Annotated in this window: 20 protein-coding genes and 1 rRNA gene; 9 read left to right on the forward strand and 12 right to left on the reverse strand. The window is 70.7% G+C overall.

Annotated features, from left to right (window positions below):
• A 5S ribosomal RNA gene (gene rrf / locus ACWFR1_RS25500) occupies window positions 1-92 on the forward strand; the annotation flags it as partial.
• An 82-nt stretch (window positions 93-174) separates the two neighbouring features.
• Here rrf and ACWFR1_RS25505 read toward each other — a convergent pair.
• Genes ACWFR1_RS25505 through ACWFR1_RS25520 form a run of 4 tightly spaced genes read right to left on the reverse strand, consistent with a single transcriptional unit; the run spans window position 175 to window position 3,794 of the window.
• Window positions 175-846: a response regulator gene (locus ACWFR1_RS25505; protein ID WP_453554895.1), complete on the reverse strand. Its 672-nt coding sequence runs from the start codon at window positions 844-846 to the stop codon at window positions 175-177.
• Window positions 843-2,087 carry a sensor histidine kinase gene (locus ACWFR1_RS25510; protein WP_453554897.1) on the reverse strand — a complete coding sequence of 415 codons (1,245 nt, stop codon included), beginning with the start codon at window positions 2,085-2,087 and terminating at the stop codon, window positions 843-845. The genes ACWFR1_RS25505 and ACWFR1_RS25510 overlap by 4 nt, the downstream gene beginning before the upstream one ends.
• 13 nt (window positions 2,088-2,100) lie before the next feature.
• Complete coding sequence (locus ACWFR1_RS25515; protein ID WP_453554899.1) at window positions 2,101-2,895, reverse strand: ABC transporter permease; 795 nt, start codon at window positions 2,893-2,895, stop codon at window positions 2,101-2,103.
• A complete protein-coding gene (locus ACWFR1_RS25520) occupies window positions 2,892-3,794 on the reverse strand; it encodes an ABC transporter ATP-binding protein (protein WP_453554901.1) in 903 nt (300 codons plus the stop codon). Before ACWFR1_RS25520 ends, ACWFR1_RS25515 begins: the two co-directional genes overlap by 4 nt.
• A 136-nt stretch (window positions 3,795-3,930) precedes the next feature.
• Between ACWFR1_RS25520 and ACWFR1_RS25525 the strand changes: the two genes are divergently transcribed.
• Window positions 3,931-4,491 (forward strand): N-acetyltransferase family protein, encoded by a 561-nt coding sequence (locus ACWFR1_RS25525; protein ID WP_453554903.1) that lies wholly within the window; start codon window positions 3,931-3,933, stop codon window positions 4,489-4,491.
• Window positions 4,492-4,539: 48 nt separating this feature from the next.
• Here ACWFR1_RS25525 and ACWFR1_RS25530 read toward each other — a convergent pair whose 3' ends face one another.
• The 7 genes from ACWFR1_RS25530 to ACWFR1_RS25560 form a co-directional block, all read right to left on the reverse strand.
• Entirely contained in the window at window positions 4,540-6,081 is a 1,542-nt protein-coding gene (locus ACWFR1_RS25530; RefSeq protein ID WP_453554905.1) for a type IV secretory system conjugative DNA transfer family protein, read from the reverse strand.
• A 4-nt stretch (window positions 6,082-6,085) separates the two neighbouring features.
• Complete coding sequence (locus ACWFR1_RS25535) at window positions 6,086-7,483, reverse strand: ATP-binding protein (protein WP_453554907.1); 1,398 nt, start codon at window positions 7,481-7,483, stop codon at window positions 6,086-6,088.
• A gap of 20 nt (window positions 7,484-7,503) precedes the next feature.
• On the reverse strand, window positions 7,504-9,057 hold the full coding sequence (locus ACWFR1_RS25540; RefSeq protein WP_453554909.1) for an SCO6880 family protein: 1,554 nt from the start codon (window positions 9,055-9,057) through the stop codon (window positions 7,504-7,506).
• Entirely contained in the window at window positions 9,054-10,361 is a 1,308-nt protein-coding gene (locus tag ACWFR1_RS25545) for a hypothetical protein (protein ID WP_453554911.1), read from the reverse strand. The genes ACWFR1_RS25540 and ACWFR1_RS25545 overlap by 4 nt, the downstream gene beginning before the upstream one ends.
• Complete coding sequence (locus ACWFR1_RS25550) at window positions 10,351-11,187, reverse strand: hypothetical protein (RefSeq protein WP_453554913.1); 837 nt, start codon at window positions 11,185-11,187, stop codon at window positions 10,351-10,353. The genes ACWFR1_RS25545 and ACWFR1_RS25550 overlap by 11 nt, the downstream gene beginning before the upstream one ends.
• 115 nt (window positions 11,188-11,302) lie before the next feature.
• Window positions 11,303-11,611: a hypothetical protein gene (locus ACWFR1_RS25555; protein ID WP_030221046.1), complete on the reverse strand. Its 309-nt coding sequence runs from the start codon at window positions 11,609-11,611 to the stop codon at window positions 11,303-11,305.
• 255 nt (window positions 11,612-11,866) lie between these two features.
• Window positions 11,867-12,439 carry a TetR/AcrR family transcriptional regulator gene (locus ACWFR1_RS25560; RefSeq protein WP_453554915.1) on the reverse strand — a complete coding sequence of 191 codons (573 nt, stop codon included), beginning with the start codon at window positions 12,437-12,439 and terminating at the stop codon, window positions 11,867-11,869.
• 101 nt (window positions 12,440-12,540) lie between these two features.
• Here ACWFR1_RS25560 and ACWFR1_RS25565 point away from each other — a divergent pair, with 101 nt between their 5' ends.
• From ACWFR1_RS25565 to ACWFR1_RS25585, 5 genes are all read left to right on the forward strand, one after another.
• A complete protein-coding gene (locus ACWFR1_RS25565; protein ID WP_453554917.1) occupies window positions 12,541-13,422 on the forward strand; it encodes an NAD(P)-dependent oxidoreductase in 882 nt (293 codons plus the stop codon).
• Window positions 13,423-13,672: 250 nt separating this feature from the next.
• A complete protein-coding gene (locus ACWFR1_RS25570) occupies window positions 13,673-14,701 on the forward strand; it encodes a C40 family peptidase (RefSeq protein WP_453554919.1) in 1,029 nt (342 codons plus the stop codon).
• Between the two features lie 223 nt (window positions 14,702-14,924).
• Window positions 14,925-15,647, forward strand: coding sequence for a phosphatase PAP2 family protein (locus tag ACWFR1_RS25575; protein ID WP_453554921.1), 723 nt, complete (start codon window positions 14,925-14,927; stop codon window positions 15,645-15,647).
• 356 nt (window positions 15,648-16,003) lie between these two features.
• Complete coding sequence (locus tag ACWFR1_RS25580) at window positions 16,004-16,846, forward strand: hypothetical protein (protein WP_453554923.1); 843 nt, start codon at window positions 16,004-16,006, stop codon at window positions 16,844-16,846.
• Between the two features lie 141 nt (window positions 16,847-16,987).
• Window positions 16,988-17,167, forward strand: coding sequence for a hypothetical protein (locus ACWFR1_RS25585; protein WP_453554925.1), 180 nt, complete (start codon window positions 16,988-16,990; stop codon window positions 17,165-17,167).
• Window positions 17,168-17,204: 37 nt separating this feature from the next.
• Here the strand turns inward: ACWFR1_RS25585 and ACWFR1_RS25590 are convergent, their stop codons facing one another.
• Window positions 17,205-17,570, reverse strand: a complete 366-nt coding sequence (locus ACWFR1_RS25590; RefSeq protein ID WP_317597654.1) for a metal-sensitive transcriptional regulator — start codon at window positions 17,568-17,570, stop codon at window positions 17,205-17,207.
• Window positions 17,571-17,764: 194 nt separating this feature from the next.
• Here ACWFR1_RS25590 and ACWFR1_RS25595 point away from each other — a divergent pair, with 194 nt between their 5' ends.
• Window positions 17,765-18,385: a DUF47 domain-containing protein gene (locus ACWFR1_RS25595; protein WP_327163361.1), complete on the forward strand. Its 621-nt coding sequence runs from the start codon at window positions 17,765-17,767 to the stop codon at window positions 18,383-18,385.
• A gap of 5 nt (window positions 18,386-18,390) precedes the next feature.
• Window positions 18,391-19,389: an anion permease gene (locus tag ACWFR1_RS25600; protein ID WP_453554928.1), complete on the forward strand. Its 999-nt coding sequence runs from the start codon at window positions 18,391-18,393 to the stop codon at window positions 19,387-19,389.
• The last annotated feature ends 153 nt before the right edge of the window (window positions 19,390-19,542 follow it).

Raw genomic sequence — 19,542 nt, forward strand, 5'->3', positions numbered from 1 at the left:
CGCCCGGTTACATTCCGAACCCGGAAGCTAAGCCTTTCAGCGCCGATGGTACTGCAGGGGGGACCCTGTGGGAGAGTAGGACGCCGCCGAACAATCATTGTGGGAAAGCCCCGCACCTTATGGTGCGGGGCTTTTCTGCGTTCAGGGGCAGAAATGCCTGGAGAAATTCGGCCGTCAGGCCGGCGCGACCAGTTGGGTGTCGTAGGCCAGGATGACCGCCTGGACGCGGTCGCGGGCGCCCGTCTTCGCGAGGATGCGGCCGATGTGGGTCTTCACCGTGGACTCCGCGAGATGGAGGCGTTCGGCGATCTCCGTGTTCGTCCAGCCCTGGCCGACGACCGTGAGGATCTCGCGTTCCCGTTCCGTGAGGGAGGAGAGGCGCGGGTCCTCCCGGGGCGGGGTTGTCGCCTCGGTCGGCTGCGGCAGGTGGTGGACGTAGGTGTCCAGGAGACGGCGCGTCAGGCTCGGGGCGACGACCGCGTCGCCGCTCGCGACCGCGCGGATGCCGGCGAGGAGCTCCTCCGGCTGGGCGTCCTTCACGAGGAAGCCGCTCGCGCCGGCGCGCAGGCCCTCGTACGCGTACTCGTCGAGGTCGAAGGTCGTGACGATCAGGATGCGGGTGCGGGCGCCCGTCGTGACGATGCGGCGGGTGGCCTCGATGCCGTCCAGGCCGGGCATCCGGATGTCCATCAGGACGACGTCGGGGTGGTGGCGGTCGACCAGGCGGATCGCCTCGGTGCCGTTCGACGCCTCGCCGACGACCGTCATGTCGTCCTGGCTCTCCAACAGCATGCGGAAGCCGAAGCGCTGCATCGGCTGGTCGTCCGCGATGAGTACGGTCGTCACGAGGGGGAGTCCTCCAGGGGGAGTCGGAGACGGACGTGCCAGCCGCCGGCCGGCAGGGGGCCGCAGGTGAGTCGGCCGTCGTAGAGGGCGGCGCGTTCGCGCATGCCTGTGAGGCCTTGGCCTTGGCCTTGGACCTGGTCGAGGGCGGGAGGCTTCTTCGTGCCTGTGTCGGTTACCTCTACCAGGAGTTCTTTCGGGGTGTAGGCCAGCAGGAGGGTCGCCCTTGCCGACGGGCCCGCGTGTTTGAGGGTGTTCGTCAGGGCTTCCTGGATCACCCGGTAGACCGTCAGCTGGGCTCCCGGCGCGAGGGGTTGGGGGGTCGGCTCGTCGTGGAGGTCGAGCTGGACCGACAGGCCCGCCTTCCGTACGCCGGTGAGGAGGGCGTCCAGGTCGGCGAGAGTGGGCTGGGGGTCGCGGATCGCTTCCTGTTCGTCGTCGCGGAGGACGCCGAGGAGGCGGCGGAGGTCGTCGAGGGCCTGGCGGCTCGTCGTACCGATGGCGTCGAGGGCCTGGGCGGCGCGCTCGGGGCTCTTGGCCGCCGCGTACCGGCCGCCGTCCGCGAGACCGGTGATGACCGAGAGGTTGTGGCCGATGATGTCGTGCATCTCGCGGGCGATCCGGGTGCGTTCGGCGGCGGCGGCGAGCCGGACCTCCTGGTCGCGTTCGATCTCCAGGCGGCGGGCCCGGTCGACGAGCCCCGCGGTGTGGTCCCTGCGGGAGCGGACCACGATGCCGAGGAGGGCGACGAGGGCGTACCCCCACAGGGTGGGGATGACGCGCTGGTCCCAGGTCTCCTGGGGGAAGCGGATCGCGCCCGTGACGAGCGGCGGCAGGAGGAGGGCGAGGGCCCCGAGGAGCGCGCGGGGCGGGCGGGTGAGCGCGAGGTGGAAGACCGGGAGCATCTGGAGGTAGCCGGCCTGGAGGAAGGCTCCGGTGCCTTCGCTGACGAGCGCCGCGCAGGCCATGACGGCGAGGGCCGTCATGGGCCGGCTGCGGCGCCAGTAGAGCGGCAGGGCGAGGGCCAGGCTCAGGGTGAACACGAGCCAGTCGGGGACGGACGGGTCGCGGGCGGTGTTCCGCCAGCCGCCGGCCGCGTCCACGAGCGCCGCGACCGTCCAGAGGAGCGTCAGGGTGGCGTCCCACAGCGCGGGGCGTCGGGCGTCGAAGGCCCGTACCCGGGCCAGCAGGCGCTGGAGGTACCTGCTCAGGCCCGTCGGCTCGTTCGTCTCGGCCTTGGTCACCTGCTCATCTTCCTCATACGTCCCGGTGCTTGAGCAACAGTGCGGGGATCGCGAGTGCCGCCGTCGCCCAGAGGACCAGGGCGAGGAGTGCGGCGCCGGGCGTGGCCGCGCCGGGCATCGGGGTTGCGGAACCGAGGGCTCCGGCCGCCTGGGTGGGGAAGTACCGGATGGCCGTGTCCATCGCCTCGTACGGGAGCATTCCGAGGATCTCGGGGACGATCATGACTCCGCCGACGAACGCGCCGATCGCGCCCGGTACGGAGCGCAGGCCGGCGCCGAGGCCGAGGGCGATGACTCCGAGGAGTGTGACGCCCGCGGCGTTGCCGGCGATCGCGGTCAGGACGCCGTCGTCGGTGAGGGAGGCGGCCTGGTCGGTGTCGGAGAGGAAGACCTGGGCGGTGAGGAAGGTGAGGACGGCGGTGACGAGGGAGAGGGCGTAGACCGTGGCGGTGTAGACGGCCGCCTTCGCCCACAGGACGGGGAGGCGGCGCGGGACGGCGGTGAGCGTGGCGCGGACCATGCCCGTCGCGTACTCGCCGGCGGTGACGAGGATGCCGAGGACGGCGAGGGCGATGGCGCCGAGCTGGGAGCCGTAGAGGGTGAGGACGACGGTGTCGACGTCGGAGTCGCCGCCGTCGGAGGTGTAGGTGGCGCCCATGAGGATGCCGACGCCGAGGACGAAGGCAACGGCCGTTCCTCCGGTGATCCAGGTGGAGCGGACGGTCCGGAGCTTGTGCCATTCGGAGCGGAGGACTCGGGCGGGGGTCAGGCCGTAGGACGGGGGCGGGGTGGTCGCGGTGGTTGTCATGCGGGGGCTCCCTGGTATTCGACGGAGTCGCGGGTGAGGTCCATGAACGCCTGTTCCAGGGAGGCGGCCTGGGGGGTGAGTTCGTGGAGGGGGAGGCCGTGGGCGGTGGCCGTGCGGCCGATCTCCGGGGCCTCCAGGCCGGTGACGAGGAGGGTGTCGGGGCCTTCCGCGGTGAAGTGCGCGCTCGGGAGGATTTGTTGGAGGCGGTCGCGCTCCGGGGTGACGACCTTGACCGAGGCGCCGCCTGAGGTCCGTACGAGCTCGTCGACCGTGGTGTCGGCGAGGAGGCGGCCCTTGCCGATGACGATCAGGTGGTCGGCGGTGAGGGCCATCTCGCTCATGAGGTGGGAGGAGACGAGGACGGTGCGGCCTTCGGCGGCGAGGGACCTGAGGAGGGTGCGGATCCAGAGGACGCCCTCGGGGTCGAGGCCGTTGACCGGTTCGTCGAGGACGACGGTGGCCGGGTCGCCGAGGAGCGCGGCGGCGATGCCGAGGCGCTGGCCCATGCCGAGGGAGAAGCCCTTCACGCGCTTGCGGGCGACGTGGGTGAGGCCGGTGAGGGCGAGGACCCGGTCCACGCGCGCGTGGGGGATGCCGTGGGTGTGGGCGAGGGCCATGAGGTGGTGGTACGCGGAGCGGCCCGGGTGCAGGGAGCGGGCTTCGAGGAGGGCGCCGACCTGGGTGAGTGGGGCGTGGTGGTCGGCGTAGGGGCGGCCGTCGATCGTGGCGCTGCCTCTGGTGGGGGCGTCGAGGCCGAGGATCATGCGGAGGGTGGTGGATTTGCCGGCGCCGTTGGGGCCGAGGAAGCCGGTGACGGTGCCGGGGCGGACGGTGAAGCTGAGGTCCTGGACGACGGTGGTGTCCCCGTACCTCTTGGTGAGGTTCTCTGCTCGGATCATGCCTCCGACGGTAGGGAGCGGGCGGGGGTCGTTCGTCCGACCGGGGGAGGGAGCGGCGGCGGCCGTGTAGTACCGGGGTACGACGACGTACAAAAGCCCTTGTCGGCAGGGTGGGGCCGTGGGGAGGATCTGCCTCATGGACTATTCAGTACGTGCCGTCCGCGCCGACGAGTGGCAGCGGATCCGCGAGCTCCGGCTGGCGGCCCTCCAGGATCCTGTCGCGCACCTCGCCTTTCTCGAGACGTACGAGACCGCCTTGGGGCGCCCGGACTCGTTCTGGCAGGAGCGGGCCGCCGGGGCCGCCGAGGACGGGCCGGGCGCCGTGCGCCAGTTCGTCGCAGAGGCGCCGGACGGGCGTTGGGTGGGCACGGTGTCGGTGCTGGTGGAGCGGGCCGGGACGGAGTCGTTCTTCGGGGATGTCCCCGAGGTCGAGCAGACGCATGTCGTGGGGGTGTTCGTCCGGGACGAGGCGCGCGGCACCGGGGTGATCGACGCGCTGTTCGAGGCGGCGGCGGAGTGGTCCTGGTCGCTGGAGGAGCCGCGGATCGAGCGTGCGCGGTTGTACGTGCACGCCGAGAACACGCGGGCGCGGGCCGTGTACCGGCGGCTCGGATACGTGCCCACCGGGGAGCGGGTCGCCCTGCACGGCAGTGAGGTCGCGAACGAGCTGGAGCACGAGCTGCTGCGGCCGGTCTGATCGGCCCGTTGATCCGGCCGGTCCGGTCGGCCGGATCCCGGGTGCTGTTCAGTGGCTGAGGGAGTCCTCCGGCCAGCGGGATCTGGCCTGTTCGGCCGAGCGCATGAGGGCCAGGGTCGGGAGGCCCTGGGTGTGGCCGGTGGCGAGGAGCTCCGGGAGGTGCGGGAGCGGGGCCACGGCGGCGACGTCGTCGAGGACGAGCGTCAGTGGTGGGTCGAGCCGACCGTCGGATGACCGTGCGGCCATGCGGCGGCCGTGCTCGACCACGCTTGCGGCGAGGGCCGTGAGGAGCGGCATCGCGCCGGGGTGGGCCCGGGGGTCCTCGATCGGTTCGCCCACCACGTAGAGCGTGCCCCCTTCGGGGAGGAAAGATGCGAGCGTCAGGGAATCCGTTCGATTCGGGACGCAGGCCTCCCTGATGTGGATCGAGGACAGGGCGGCGAAGGCACGGGCCGTCAGTTCCTGGGCGAGGCGGCGGCTTTCGGGGTGCGCGGTGAGCGCCGATTCGAGGAGGCCGGCGAGACCGGAGGCGGCCTTGGGGTGGCTGCGGAGGATGCGTACGGGTTCGTGGGCGCCGGCGCCCTGGGCCCAGCGGTGGACCTGGCGGAAGGGGCGGCCGTCGACGGCGGCGGCGTGCAGCCAGCAGCGCAGGAGCGTTTCGGCGGTCTCGGCGGTGGCGGCGTCGAGGCGGGAGTGCGGGCGTACGGGGGCGAGCAGGGCGGCGGCGCGCTGCTGGGCGACGGCCGGGTCCTCGCAGTCCTCGGACGGGGACCAGTGGAGTCGGGCCGGGGTGTCGCAGAGGTGGCCAGGGTCGTGGACGAGGACCGGGCCGAGTTTGGCGCGCGCGTCCTTGGTCGTCGCCCAGATCGTGGGGTCGGAGGTGACGACGAGTACGGGGCCCTCGGCGTCGCGGATGGCCTGGACGGCGACGGGGTGGCGGGCGTCCGGGGGGCCGTAGAAGGCGCGGGGGGTTCCGGTGGGGGTTGGCGGGGGAGCGTGCGGTGCCGGGGTGGTTGCCGGGGTCGGGCTCGGGGTGGTTGCCGGGGTCGGGCTCGGGGTGGGGGTCGGCTCCGGTGCCTCCGCCGTGGCGGGTCGTCGGGGGGCCGGGGCGGTGGGCTTCCGTACGGGCTCTTTGCGTACGGGCTCCTCGCGTACGGGCGGCTCCTCGTACTCCTCGTACGTGGGCTCCCGGTTGTCGCGTACCCGTCCCCGGGGCGTCTCGTATCCGCCCGCCTTCCTGTTCGCCCGTACCGCTCGCCAGCGGGCGATCGTGCCCAGGGCGAAGACCGTCAGGACGAGGAGGATCATCGCCTCGCCGATCAGCAGGCCCCAGAACAGGCCGTACCCCGACAGCTGTCCCGGTGGCGTGGTGGGCCAGGCCGCCGGGAGGTCCGTGGGGGCCGTGGCCAGGGAGCGCAGGGCCGACGGGGTGCCCGTGTAGGCGACGTCCTGCGGCCAGGCGCCGTGGGAGAGGAGGCCGGCCAGGCCGGTCGCCGTCCACACGAGGACCGTGAGGCAGAGGAGGAGGCCGAACAGGCTGAGGAGCAGCCCGTCGGAGATGCCTCCTCCTCCCTTCCGTGTCGTGTCCATGTGTCTATGCCACCGTCGACTGTGACGTCGTGCCGTTCATCTGCTGCTCGATGAGGATCGCGCGCTGCTCCGTCTCCCACTCGAGTTCCGGGTCGGCGATGGAGGACTCGGTCATGGCGCGGTCGGTGTAGACGAGGGGGCGTTCTCGCTCGGTGATGAGGTGTTTGACCACCTGCACGTTGCCGTTGACGTCCCAGACCGCGATGCCGGGGGTGAGGGTGGGGATGATCTCGACCGCCCAGCGTGGCAGGCCGAGGACCCGGCCCGTGTTGCGTGCCTCGTCGGCTTTCTGGGCGTAGATGGTCCGGGTGGAGGCCATCTTGAGGATCGCCGCGGCCTCCTTGGCCGCCGCTCCGTCGACGACGTCGGAGAGGTGGTGGACGACGGCGACGAAGGACAGGCCGAGGCGGCGGCCGAACTTGAGCAGCCGTTGGAACAGCTGGGCCACGAAGGGGCTGTTGATGATGTGCCAGGCCTCCTCGACGAGGAAGATGCGCTTCTTCCGGTCGGGGCGGATCCAGGTGTGTTCCAGCCAGACGCCGACGATCGCCATGAGGATCGGCATGGCGATGGAGTTGCGGTCGATGTGGGAGAGGTCGAAGACGATGAGGGGCGCGTCGAGGTCGATGCCGACGGTCGTCGGGCCGTCGAACATGCCGCGGAGGTCGCCGTCGACCAGCCGGTCCAGGACGAGGGCGACGTCCAGGCCCCAGGCGCGTACGTCGTCTATGTCGACGTTCATGGACTCCGCCGACTCGGCCTTGGGGTGGCGGAGCTGCTCGACGATGTCGGTGAGGATCGGCTGGCGGTCGGTGGTGTGCTCGGTGACGAAGGCGTGGGCGACCTTGAGGGCGAAGCCGGAGCGCTCGTCGAGGCCGTGGCCCATCGCCACCTCGATGATCGTGCGGAGCAGCGCGAGCTGTCCCGTGGTGGTGATCGAGGGGTCGAGGGGGTTGAGGCGGATGCCGGAGTCGTTGGCGACCATCGGGTCGAGCCGGATGGGGGTTATTCCCAGCTCTTGCGCGATGAGGTTCCATTCGCCGACGCCGTCCTCGCCCTGGGCGTCGAGGACGACGACCTGCCGGTCGCGGAAGCGGAGCTGGCGGAGCACGTACGTCTTCTCGAGGGCCGACTTGCCGTTTCCGGACTCGCCGAGGACCAGCCAGTGCGGGGCGGGGAGCTGCTGCCCGTACAGCTGGAAGGGGTCGTAGATGTACCCCTTGCCGCTGTAGACCTCGCGGCCGATGATCACGCCGGAGTCGCCGAGGCCGGGGGCGGCGGTCGGCAGGTAGACGGCCTGGGCCTGTCCGGTGGAGGTGCGGACGGGCAGGCGGGTCGTCTCCACCTTGCCGAAGACGAAGGAGGTGAAGGCGTCGGTCAGGACGGACAGCGGATCTCGCATCGGTCGGTGCCCCTTCGGCCTTAGCGGCGGATGCCGGTCGCGAACGGCAGGGTGTTCACAAAGGCCCGGTGGTGCTCGCGGTCGCACCACTCCAGCTTCAGGTACGACTTGCCGGCGGAGGCCCTGATCGTGCGCTTGTCCCGGGCGAGGGCCTCGGGTGAACGCGACGACACCGTGATGTACCCGACGAGGTTGACTCCGGCAGCGCCGCTGGCGAGATCTTCACCCCGCTGGTCGAGCCGGCCGTGGGCGGCGATGTCGCGGGGGTCGATGGTGCGGTTCATCTTGGCGGCGCGGCTGGCGTCGGCCTCGTCGTTGGTCTTCTCGGTGAGCATGCGCTCGATGGCGACCTCGGTGGGCTCCAGGTCCATGGTGACGGCGACCGTGCGGATGACGTCGGGGGTGTGGACGAGGAGCGGGGCGAGGAAGTTGACGCCGACCGGGGTCATGGGCCATTCCTTCACCCAGGCGGTGGCGTGGCACCAGGGGGCGCGGGTGGAGGACTCGCGGGTCTTGGCCTGGAGGTACGTCGGTTCCATCGCGTCGAGTTCGGCCGGCCAAGCGTTTCGTTTCGTCATGGCCTGGATGTGGTCGATGGGGTGGTCCGGGTCGTACATGGAGTGGACGAGGGAGGCGAGGCGGGACTGGCCGAGGGGCTGGCGTACGCGGATGTCGGCCTCGGCGAGGCGGGCGCAGATGTCGGTGAGCTCGCGGGCCATGACGACGGCGAGGCCGGCGTCGCGGTCGAGCTTGCGGGAGCCGGAGGCGTGGCGGGCGGCGCGGGCCATGACGTTGGCCTCGGCGGCGAGGTCGCGTGTGTAGTGCATGCAGGCGACGAGGTAGGCGCGGTGCTGCTCGCTGGAGGTGGAGACCATCGACTGGAGCTGCTCGTACGACTCCTTGAGCCAGGCGGGGGCCGTGGTGTCGCCGCGCTGGCTGACGTCCTTGGCGTGGGCGTCGGGGTCGGCGGGGAGGGTGCGGGCGAGCATCTGGAGGCGGGTCACGAAGCCGTCGCCGTTGGCGACGTGCTTGAGGAGGGTGCCGAAGCGGTCGACGAGGGCTTCCTGGTCCTCGCTGTCGCGCAGGCCGACGCCGGGGCCCTCGATCTCGATGGCGGCGGTGACGGTGCGGCGGTCGGCGTGGAGGAGGACGGCGATCTCGTCGGGGCCGAAGGGGGCGGCGAGCCAGCCGACGCGGCCGATGCCGGGGGGCGGGCCGATCTCGACCTCGCGGCCGTCGAGGCGGGTGCCGGACTCGGCGGCGACGGAGCGGTAGGCCGTACCGCGCTTGAGCATGCGCTTGAAGCTGCGGTTGATCTCGAACCACTTGTAGAACGTGCGGCCCTTGTACGGGAGGTACACGGCGGCGATGCCGACCATGGGGAGGCCGGCGAGGAGCGCGATCCGGAGGGGGAGGAGGGGGACGAGGAGTCCGCTCATCATGCCGAGGAAGGCGCCGACGATGATGAGGGCGATCTCGCCCGTCTCACGGTTCTTGCCGACGATCGCGTTGGGCCGGGCGCGGCCGACGAGATACGTGCGGCGGGGCGCGACCGGCTGGGACTGGGTCGTCAACGCCCTCCACCTCCAGAGTTGCGGTTGCTGTGCGGGGTGCCCGCGGTGGGACTGCTGTTACGGGGTGCGGGCGGGGGTGTGGCCCCGCCGCCGCGGTTGTCGCCGCCGCGGCTGCTGTGGGCGGCGACGCCGCCGGCGAGGGGGTTGGCGGGGCGGGCCTGGGAGCCCTGGCCGCCGCCTCCGCTGTCGCGGGTGCTGTGGGTCTTGATGCCCTGGGAGACGAGGGAGGCGGGTGAGGAGATGACGGCGGCGGCGGTGTTCTCGCCGGCGCGGTGGAGGCGGTTGTTGCGGGAGGCGGCGATCTCGTCGCCGAAGCCGGGGACGAAGCGGTAGATGACCCCGGAGGCGAAGATGGCGAGCAGGATGATCGCGAGTCCGGAGACGACGGCGGAGAACGAGTCGGGGCCGGTGCCGGAGGAGAGGGCGCCGGCGAGGCCGAGGACGATCACGATGACCGGCTTGACGAGGATGACCGCGATCATGATTCCGGCCCAGCGGCGGACGTGGCCCCACATGTTCTTGTCGACGAGGCCGGAGTAGACGACGACGCCGAGGAGGGCGCCGACGTAGAGCATCACGGCGCGGAGGAACAGCTCCAGGTAGAGGACGCCGGCGGCGAGGACGGTCACCAGCGACACGATGATCAGCATGATGGGGCCGCCACCGATGCTGTCGCCCTTCTGGAGGGCCTGTTTGAAGCTGCCGAAGAAGACGTCGGTCTGCTGGCCGGTGCCGGAGGCGATGACCTCGGTGACGGCGTCGGTGGCGTTGACGACGGTGTAGAGGATGAGCGGGGTGAAGGCGGAGGCGAGGACCGTCAGCCAGAGGAAGCCGATGGCCTCGGAGAGGGCGGTGGTGAGGGGGACGCCGCGGATGGCTCGCTTGGCGACGGCGAGGAGCCAGAGGAGGAGGGTGAGGAAGGTGGCGGCGGCGAAGACGATCGCGTACCGGCCGAGGAACTCCAGGTTGGTGAAGTCGACTTCGGCGGTTTCTTTGACGGCCTTGGAGAGGTAGTCGATGGTGGCGATGGCGGCGTCGGCGCAGCCGCGGGCGAGGGAGGAGAGGGGGTCCAGGGCGGTGGTGGGGTCGTCGAGCCCGGGGCGGGCGGTGCCGCCGGACTGGCCGTTCTGGCAGTAGTCCTTTGCGGGGCCACGAATCAGGTCGCAGGGGTCGCCGCTGTTGCTGGGGCTCGGTGTGGGGGTGGGCGCCGCGAAGGCACGGCCGGCGAAGAGCACGACGGCTGTCTGCGCCGCGCCGAGCGCCATAGCGATCCTGACGCCGCGCGGGAGGCGCTTACCGGGCATACGTGAAGCCTCCGAACTGGCCGATGGCGTCCGCCATCTCCTGTGCCGTGGACGCCCTCTGGTCACGGCCTACGGGCACTGGTCCGTCCTTCTGGCTGAAGCCGGCGACCTTCCAGTCACCTCCGACCCACTGCAGCTCGAACGAGTTGGTGTACCAGGCTTCGGAAACAGGGTTCTTGGAGCCTTCACCGGCCAGCCCGAACAGGGACGAGTACCAAACGGACACGGTGGCCTTGTCGGCGGTGTAACTCTCGACCTTTGCTCCCACCGGGATGACGCGGGAGATGAACGTCATTCCTTGAGGCGCGGTGCCGTCTTCCTGGAGGCCGATCCGGCTCAGGAACTCTTTGGCGGCGTACACCTTGCCGAGGTCGCTCTGGTTGGTGGTGACCGTGGAGGGCACGTAGATCGCCTGGACGATCTCGTTCCGGGTCGAGGTCTTGAACATCCCGTCAGAACCCAGCGCCACCGCGTAGTTCGTCGCGGCGCTCTGCGCTCCCTGTTCGTCCCGTGCGAACCCCGTGGGGATCTCGCCGTTCTTGCCCGTCACCGGGCGGATGCCCGTTGCTGCCGTGGGGGCCTGTTGGGCTGGGGTGCCTGTTGTGGGGGTTGCGTCTGCCGGGTCTCCGCCGCCTCGGTTGGCGAAGGCGATCGCGGCGACGAGGAGGACCACCACGCCCACGACCGTGATCAGGGAGCGGGAGCTGCGGACGGGGCGGCGGGCGCCGCCGTAGATGTCGCCGCTGTTGCCCTCGGGCAGGCGGGTCCGGGTCTGGCCCGAGCCGCCCACGCCGCCGAAGCCGTCGTGCTCGTCGCCGAGGCTCATGCCGGGTACGCCCCCTCACTCGTTCGCGGGTACGACAGTGCTGCAACATGGCTGGGCATCAGGGAACGCAAACACGACATCAGCAGGCCTCAGGGGGACGGGGTCCGACGGGGGATCAGACGGCCATCCCGTACACGATGGTGAACAGCGTCCCCAGTGATCCGATGATGAAGACGCCGGTGAGGCCGGCGACGATCAGGCCCTTGCCCTGTTCCGCGCTGAACGTGTCGCGGAGCGCGGTCGCGCCGATGCGCTGTTTGGCCGCTCCCCAGATGGCGATGCCGAGGCAGAGCAGGATGGCCACGGCCATCACGACCTCGATCATGATCTTGGCTTCGTTGCCCAGGCTGCCGAAAGGCCCCCAGTTCGGGGCGATTCCACCGATGATGGTGGTGATGTCGCCCTTTTCTGCCGCCAGGTACATGTAACTCACCGCCCCTGTTGGGTAGTTAAGTGCCCTTGCCGGACGGCATGGGTCATCGCCCTATCTTCGCTGATGAAACCGCTCGTGTGTGACGGCTTGACGGCTCTCTTTACCCGATCACCGCACACTTGACCGGTCTGACCGTCTTGACCTGCGGTGGTGTGGCCGGTTTCTATGCGAAGAAGCGTATGGTCACTCTGTGTATCACGGAGGGTGACTCCGGGCAATGATTGTCGTTGTTGCACTCTTGGGGCGTCAGGCGTACGAGGTGATCAGGCGCGACAGGTGACGGCCCGCCAGGAGGAGGGGGTCCTCGCTTCGGGTGACCTGGGCGGTCACTTCCGCGCCTTCGAGCGTGTTGATGACGGTGGCGGCCAGGTCGCGGGCCTCGGGGGAGGGGAATCCGCAGCCGAGGAGCTTGTCGGCGACCAGGTTCTGCCAGGCGCGCAGGGCGTCGGCGCAGGCCTGCTGGATGGGGCTGTCGGTGCCGAGGGTCTCCAGGGCGGCGGCGGTGACGGGGCAGCCGTCGGTCCAGCCGGAGGCGCGTAGTTCGCGGGCCAGGAGGCGCGCGCAGGCGTCGACGGCCTCGGCGGGGCCGTCCTCGCCGTCCAGGGCGGCGCGCAGCAGGTCGGCGAACTCCTCGCGGCCGTGGGCGATGGCCGCGACCGCGACGGCTTCCTTGCCGCCGGGGAAGAAGTGGTAGACGGAGCCGAGGGTGGCGTCCGCCTCCTTCGCGATCTGCTTGATGCCCGTTCCGACGTATCCCTGGCGCTGGATGAGGCGTGCGGCGGCGACGACGATCCGGTCGTGAGTGCTGCTGGTCTGCATGGGGCGAGTCTAGTCGGCGTAATAAGTAGAGCGTTCGTTTTAGAGCGTGGTACGGTCTCGTTCAGTAAGTGAGTAGAGCGTTCGTTTTAGAACTTCTATCGATGGGGATCACTGTGCAGAACGAACTTTCCGTCACCGTCATCGGCCTCGGACCCATGGGGCGCGCCATGGCCGGCGCCTATCTCGACCAGGGGTACGAGGTCACCCTCTGGAACCGGACCCCGAGCCGTGCCGCCGAGCTCGTCCGGCGGGGCGCGGTCCTCGCCGCGAGCCCCGCCGAGGCGGTCGCCGCCAACGAGCTCGTCGTCCTCAGCCTCACCGACTACGACGCCTTCTACGCCGTGCTCGGCGCGGTCGACCCCGCCGTCCTGGCGGGCAGGGTCCTGGTCAACCTCAGCTCCGACACCCCGCAGCGCGCCCGGGAGGCCGCGGGCTGGGCGACCGGGCGCGGCGCCGTCCAGCTCACCGGCGGTGTCCTCGTCCCGCCGTCCGGTGTCGGCGACCCGGCCTCCTCCGCCTTCTACAGCGGGCCCCGGGAGGTCTTCGAGGCCCACCGCGGCACGCTCTCCGTCCTCACCGGCACCGACTACCGCGGTGAGGACCCCGGGCTCGCCGCGCTCTTCTACCAGCTCAACATGGTCATGTTCTGGACGGCGCTCTCGGGCTACTGGCAGGCCCTCGCCCTCGCCGCCGCGCACGGCATCACGGCGACCGAGCTCCAGCCGTACGCCAGGAACGCGCTCGACCTCGACCGGTTCACCGACTTCTACGCGCCCCGGGTCGACGTCGGCCACCACGACGGTGACGTCGACCGTCTCGCCATGGGCCTCGCCAGCACCGAGCACGTCCTGCACACCGTCACCGACGCGGGCGTGGACGGCGCCCTGCCGGCCGCGATCGTCGACCTGTTCCGGCGTGGCGTGGAGGCCGGGTACGGGGACGGCAGCTCCTCCAGTCTCGTGGAGGTGCTCAAGAAGAACTGACGGCACGTCGCGCAACCGTCCCGCGGCACCCCTCGGCGCCTAGGGGGTGCCTTGCCGGTCGGGCCGGGCTCGCGGCGTCTGGTGCCGCACCTCGCCGCGTTGTCGTCGGTCACCAACGCTCCGCGTCGACTCCCTCCTCCGCCTTGCGATGCACGGCACCAGACGCCGCTCCCTGATCCGGCCCGATCGGCAAGGCACCCCCTAGACTGACCCCCGGGGCGTACTGCCATGAGCCGAGGGGTGGTTGACGGTGCGTAAGGCTGGCAAAGCGTGGCTGGTGGCCGGCGGGGCCTTCGGGGTCTGCCTCAGCTTCGTCGCCCTGCTCGTCGTCGGGACGTACTCCGCGGCGGCGGGTCTCATCGGCGGCGCGGGCAGCGGCAAGAACGGCACCGTGGGGCTGGCCAAGGGCTCCGTCCCCGCCCTCTACCAAGGGCTCGTGCAGAAGTGGGGCAACCTCTGCCCAGCGATCAACCCCGCCCTGCTCGCCGCACAGCTCTACCAGGAGAGCGGCTGGAACCCGCGGGCCGTCTCCCCCGCCGACGCGCGGGGCATCGCCCAGTTCATCCCGGGCACCTGGGCCGGGCACGGCATCGACGGCGACGGGGACGGGGACCGCGACATCTGGGACCCGGCGGACGCGATCCCCTCGGCCGCCTCGTACGACTGCGAGATCGCCGGCTACGTGAAGAACGTGCCCGGTGACCCGGCGAACAACATGCTGGCCGCTTACAACGCGGGCGCGTACCGGGTCATCAGGCACGGCGGGGTGCCGCCCATCAGCGAGACCCAGAACTACGTGCGGATCATCCGCTCCCTGGAGAAGAGCTTCGCCCGGCCGGTGGGGCGCGTCGAGCCCTCCCGGCAGGCCGCAGGGGCGATCCACTACGCCCAGCAGAAGCTGGGCACCCCGTATCTCTGGGGCGGTACGGGCACGGCCGCGCAGAACGGCCGGTTCGACTGCTCGGGGCTGACCCAGGCCGCGTACCTGACCGTCGGCATCGAGCTGCCGCGCGTCGCGAACGACCAGTACAACGCCGGGCCGCACCCGAGCAGGGACGAGCTCCTCCCCGGCGATCTCGTGTTCTTCTCCGACGATCTGACGAACTCGCGGGCCATCCGGCACGTCGGCATCTACGTCGGCGGCGGGTACATGATCGACGCCCCGCGCACCGGCGCGGTCATCCGCTTCGACCGGATCGACACCCCGGACTACTTCGGTGCGACCCGGGTCACCAAGGAGGGCGCGGCCGCGCTGCCCACCCATCTGCCCCAGGCGTAGGGACAGGAGACGGACCGTCGGGCGGGGGTCGGGTCGTAAGGGACATGGCCGGAACTCTCCGTCATGCGCTGGCCCTGAGCTGCGGTGAACCGTCACTCTTCGATAACGTCGTCATGATCCACCGGAGAGAGCGGAACGCGCGCCTCAGGCAGTTCGTTCCCTGATCCGAACGCTCTGACCACGGGGGTGGGAAGACAGACACGAGAAGCAAGGGGCCGCGCAGATGGCTGGACTCGCATCGGACGGTTCCAACCCCGATGTCAGCCTGCTCTACGACATCAACGGGCTGGCGAAGGCCGCTCCGCCGTGGTTCGACCGCGTCATGGAGTTCGTCGGCGAGTACGGGATCATGCTCGGGATGGTCCTCGTCGTGCTCTGGTGCTGGTGGAGCGTCCGCCGCGGCGGCGCCCTCGGGGACTCCGTCTCCGCCGTCGCCGGGCTCGTCTGGGCCCCGCTGGCCGCCGGTATCGCGCTTCTCGTCAACATCCCCATCCGGGGCTTCGTCGAGCGCCCCCGGCCGTTCAACGACCACGAGGGGCTCGACGTCCTCGTCGAGGGCAAGACCGACTTCTCGTTCGTCAGCGACCACGCCACCATGGCGATGGCGCTCGGCGTCGGCCTCTTCGTCGCCCACCGGAAGTTCGGCCTCGCCGCCATCGGCCTCGCCCTCGCCGAGGGCTTCGCGCGCGTCTACATGGGCGTGCACTACCCGACCGACGTGATCGGCGGCTTCGCCCTCGGTACGGCGGTGGCGCTGCTCCTCGCCCCCGTCGCGCTCGCCCTGCTGACCCCCGTCGTCTCCGCCGTCGCCCGCTCAGGCCGCGGCGCCCGGCTCGTCCGCTCCCGGCGGGCCGCGGAACCGCGACGGCCCGAGGCCGTCGGCATCCCCGAGCCCCGGCTCGGCGGCCCGGCCGCCGCCGCCGGCCAGAACGACCTCGCGGCTTAGCCGGCCCCTAGCACTCTCGCTCAGCTCCTAGCCCAGCTTTCCGCCGAGCCCCTCGCTCAGACCCTCACTCGGGGGCGGTCGTCGTACGCAGGTGTTCCGAGGCGTCCGTACGGGCTCTCTCCCGCGATCTGCGGGCCGGTCCCGACCAGCCGCAGCTGCACCTGGCCAGCGCGAACGAGCCGCGCTCCGTCGTCGTGGTCGTGTGGGGGGAGGACTGCGCATGCACACCACCACGGTACTGCGCGTGACGGCTCGCCCGGGCCGTCGTTATGCGGGGCGGGTGTCCCCGGGCCCGCGGGACCGGGGACGTGCGGGTCCCGGGCAAACAGCGGTGAGGCGTTGGGGGTTGGCAGGCGATGGTGGTGCAGCGGTACGCGCGTCCGCAGGGTCGTGGGAGCGGGGCGTTCGCCGTCACCGCCGCCCTGGTCGGATCCCTCGTCGGGGGACCGGCGCTCGTGGGGTGCGCCGCACCCGAGGACCAGAAGCCCGCGGTGGACCCCCTGCTGGCCGTACGGAACGCCCCCGACGCGCTGACCAGGGCCGGCACCGCCAAGGCGAGCACCTCCATGGAGATGGCCGCGGGCGGGACCCGGGTCACCATCCGGGGCGAGGGCGGCTACGACTTCCGCCGCCGCACCGGCCGGCTCCAGGTGACGCTGCCCAAGGACGCCGCCGGCGCCGACGAGCACCGGCCGATCACCGAGCTCCTCACCCCCGGCGCCCTCTACATGAAGAACCGGGGCGCGGGCGTGCCCGCCGACAAGTGGGTCCGCGTCGACACCACCACCCTCGACGACGGGAACCTCGTCACGGGCGGGGCCACCGACCCGGCGGCCGCGGCGGAGCTGCTGCGGGGCGCCCGGGAGGCCACGTACCTCGGCGAGGTCGATCTGGCGGGGGTCAAAGTCGGCCACTACCGCGGTGTCGCCGACATCGCCCACGCCGCGCGCGTCGCCTCGCCGCAGCTGCGCGGGGCGCTCGCCGCGGCGGCGAAAGGGTTCGCCAAGGACACGGTGCCCTTCGACGCGTATCTCGACGCGGAGGGCCGGCTGCGGAAGGTCCGCCATCAGTTCAGCTTCAGCAACCAGGGCCGTACGGTCGCGGTCGCGTCGACCACCCTGCTGTACGGCTTCGGGGTCCGCGTCCAGGTGACGCTGCCGGACCGGCGGGACATCTACGCCGGGAAGATCAAGGCCTGAGCCGGGCGGCGGCGGGCCGGGTGTTTCGGGCCATCGTCAAATGGTCCGGACGTGTCATGCGCGCTGTGTGGCGCTCTCCCTACGCTGGGAGACCGCCGGGAGCCCTGGAAGACAGAGGCCGGCAGGAAGAGGTGACCGCTCGTGGCCCCGCCCGGTACAGCGACCGTGCCCGCAGACCCGGATTGCGTCGCCCTCGCCGAGATCGAACTGTGCGGCGAACTGATCATCGCGGCCTCCGCCGCGGACGGGGAGCGCCTCAGCGCCGACCGGATCGACGAGATCCTGAGGGTCGCGGCCGAGCGGGCCGTACGGGCACTCTGACCGTACGGTCCCGGTCCCGCCGTCTCGTGCCGACCGCTCAGGTACGCATCATGCGGGCGATGGCCTTCGTGGCCTCCTCGACCTTCGCGTCGATGCCCTCGCCGCCCTTGGCGGCGGCGTCGGCGACGCAGTGCCGCAGGTGCTCCTCCAGGAGCTGGAGGGCGAAGGACTGGAGCGCCTTCGTCGACGCCGAGACCTGCGTGAGTATGTCGATGCAGTAGACGTCCTCGTCGACCATCCGCTGGAGTCCGCGGATCTGGCCCTCGATCCGGCGGAGCCGCTTGAGGTGTTCGTCCTTCTGCTTGTGGTAGCCGTGCACGCCGTGGTCGTGGTCGGCAGGCTCGACGGCCCCGACAGCCTCGACGGTCTCGGGGGTGACCTGGTCCGCCTCGGTGGTCGTCATCGCGTCCTCCCGTTGTCCAGATAAGGGGGTGTATACCCCTCGTGGGTATATGGTACCGATCCCCGCCGATCCGGGCGGGGGCCCGTGCAGTTCACTGTGCCTGATGGGCGACACTGAGAGGACGCCGGTTAGCCGTGGCCGGATGATGCGCCTAGCATCAGCCTGACCGAAACCCAGCACCCCGAGGACCCCACGTGCGATTTCGTCTGACCCCCAGGGAGACGAGCTTCTACGACATGTTCGCCGCGTCCGCGGACAACATCGTCACGGGCTCCAAGCTCCTGATGGAACTGCTCGGAGCGGAGCCTTCCGCCCGGGCCGAGATCGCGGAGCGGATGCGGGCAGCGGAGCACGCCGGCGACGACGCTACCCACGCGATCTTCCACCAGCTGAACTCCTCCTTCATCACCCCCTTCGACCGCGAGGACATCTACAACCTCGCATCGTCCCTCGACGACATCATGGACTTCATGGAGGAGGCCGTCGACCTGGTCGTCCTCTACAACGTCGAGGAGCTCCCCAAGGGCGTCGAGCAGCAGATCGAGGTCCTGGCCCGGGCGGCGGAGCTGACCGCCGAGGCCATGCCGAACCTGCGGACGATGGCCAACCTCACGGAGTACTGGATCGAGGTCAACCGGCTGGAGAACCAGGCCGACCAGATCCACCGCAAGCTGCTCGCGCAGCTCTTCAACGGCAAGTACGACGCCATCGAGGTGCTCAAGCTCAAGCAGATCGTCGACGTGCTGGAAGAGGCGGCCGACGCCTTCGAGCACGTCGCCAACACGGTGGAGACCATCGCGGTCAAGGAGTCCTGAGCTTCGTGGACACCTTCGCTCTGATCGTGACCATCGGTGTCGCGCTCGGCTTCACGTATACGAACGGCTTCCACGACTCCGCCAACGCCATCGCCACCTCGGTGTCGACCCGTGCGCTCACCCCCCGGGCGGCGTTGGCGATGGCGGCGGTCATGAACCTCGCGGGTGCCTTCATGGGCAGCGGGGTCGCCAAGACCGTCAGTGAGGGGCTCATCGAGACCCCGACCGGTGACAAGGGGATGGGCATCCTCTTCGCCGCGCTGGTGGGCGCGATCATCTGGAACCTGGTCACCTGGTACTTCGGTCTGCCGTCCTCCTCCTCGCACGCCCTGTTCGGCGGCATGGTGGGCGCGGCCCTGGCGGGTGGCACCGAGGTGCTCTGGGGCGGCGTCCTCGACAAGGTCGTCATCCCGATGTTCATCTCGCCGGTCGTCGGTCTCGTCGCCGGTTACCTGGTCATGTGCGCGATCATGTGGATGTTCCGCCGGGCCAACCCGCACAAGGCCAAGCGCGGCTTCCGTATCGCGCAGACGGTGTCGGCGGCCGGCATGGCGCTCGGCCACGGTCTGCAGGACGCGCAGAAGACGATGGGCATCGTGGTGATGGCCCTGGTCATCGCCGATGTGCAACAGGCCGGCGACGACATCCCGGTGTGGGTGAAGATCGCCTGTGCCGTGATGCTCTCGCTCGGTACGTACGCGGGCGGCTGGCGCATCATGCGGACGCTCGGCCGCAAGATCATCGAGCTGGACCCGCCGCAGGGTTTCGCGGCGGAGACGACGGGTGCGTCGATCATGTTCGGCTCGGCGTTCCTGTTCCACGCGCCGATCTCGACGACGCATGTCATCACCTCCGCGATCATGGGTGTCGGCGCGACGAAGCGCGTCAACGCGGTGCGGTGGGGTGTCGCCAAGAACATCATCCTCGGCTGGTTCATCACCATGCCGGCGGCGGCCCTGGTCGCTGCCGCGAGCTACTACGTGGTGAGGCTGTTCTTCGGCTGACGGGCGGCGCCACCCGGTGATGCTGGGGGTCCGGGGGTCATCCCCCGGGGCATGCAGCGTGGTGAAGCTGTTCTTCGGCTGACGGCTGACGGCTGACCGGCTTACGGTCGGCTGTCGCCGGCTGGAAATGGTTGGGCCCGGCTCCCCTGTGGG

The organism is Streptomyces sp. NPDC055103 (genome assembly GCF_053607625.1).

Bases quoted from the DNA above. Each gene is read 5' to 3' on its own strand.
- ACWFR1_RS25515 (WP_453554899.1), bottom strand. From the start codon at position 2,895: ATGACAACCACCGCGACCACCCCGCCCCCGTCCTACGGCCTGACCCCC.
- ACWFR1_RS25520 (WP_453554901.1), bottom strand. From the start codon at position 3,794: ATGATCCGAGCAGAGAACCTCACCAAGAGGTACGGGGACACCACCGTC.
- ACWFR1_RS25525 (WP_453554903.1), top strand. From the start codon at position 3,931: ATGGACTATTCAGTACGTGCCGTCCGCGCCGACGAGTGGCAGCGGATC.
- ACWFR1_RS25530 (WP_453554905.1), bottom strand. From the start codon at position 6,081: ATGGACACGACACGGAAGGGAGGAGGAGGCATCTCCGACGGGCTGCTC.
- ACWFR1_RS25535 (WP_453554907.1), bottom strand. From the start codon at position 7,483: ATGCGAGATCCGCTGTCCGTCCTGACCGACGCCTTCACCTCCTTCGTC.
- ACWFR1_RS25545 (WP_453554911.1), bottom strand. From the start codon at position 10,361: ATGCCCGGTAAGCGCCTCCCGCGCGGCGTCAGGATCGCTATGGCGCTC.
- ACWFR1_RS25550 (WP_453554913.1), bottom strand. From the start codon at position 11,187: ATGAGCCTCGGCGACGAGCACGACGGCTTCGGCGGCGTGGGCGGCTCG.
- ACWFR1_RS25555 (WP_030221046.1), bottom strand. From the start codon at position 11,611: ATGTACCTGGCGGCAGAAAAGGGCGACATCACCACCATCATCGGTGGA.
- ACWFR1_RS25560 (WP_453554915.1), bottom strand. From the start codon at position 12,439: ATGCAGACCAGCAGCACTCACGACCGGATCGTCGTCGCCGCCGCACGC.
- ACWFR1_RS25565 (WP_453554917.1), top strand. From the start codon at position 12,541: ATGGGGATCACTGTGCAGAACGAACTTTCCGTCACCGTCATCGGCCTC.
- ACWFR1_RS25575 (WP_453554921.1), top strand. From the start codon at position 14,925: ATGGCTGGACTCGCATCGGACGGTTCCAACCCCGATGTCAGCCTGCTC.
- ACWFR1_RS25580 (WP_453554923.1), top strand. From the start codon at position 16,004: ATGGTGGTGCAGCGGTACGCGCGTCCGCAGGGTCGTGGGAGCGGGGCG.
- ACWFR1_RS25590 (WP_317597654.1), bottom strand. From the start codon at position 17,570: ATGACGACCACCGAGGCGGACCAGGTCACCCCCGAGACCGTCGAGGCT.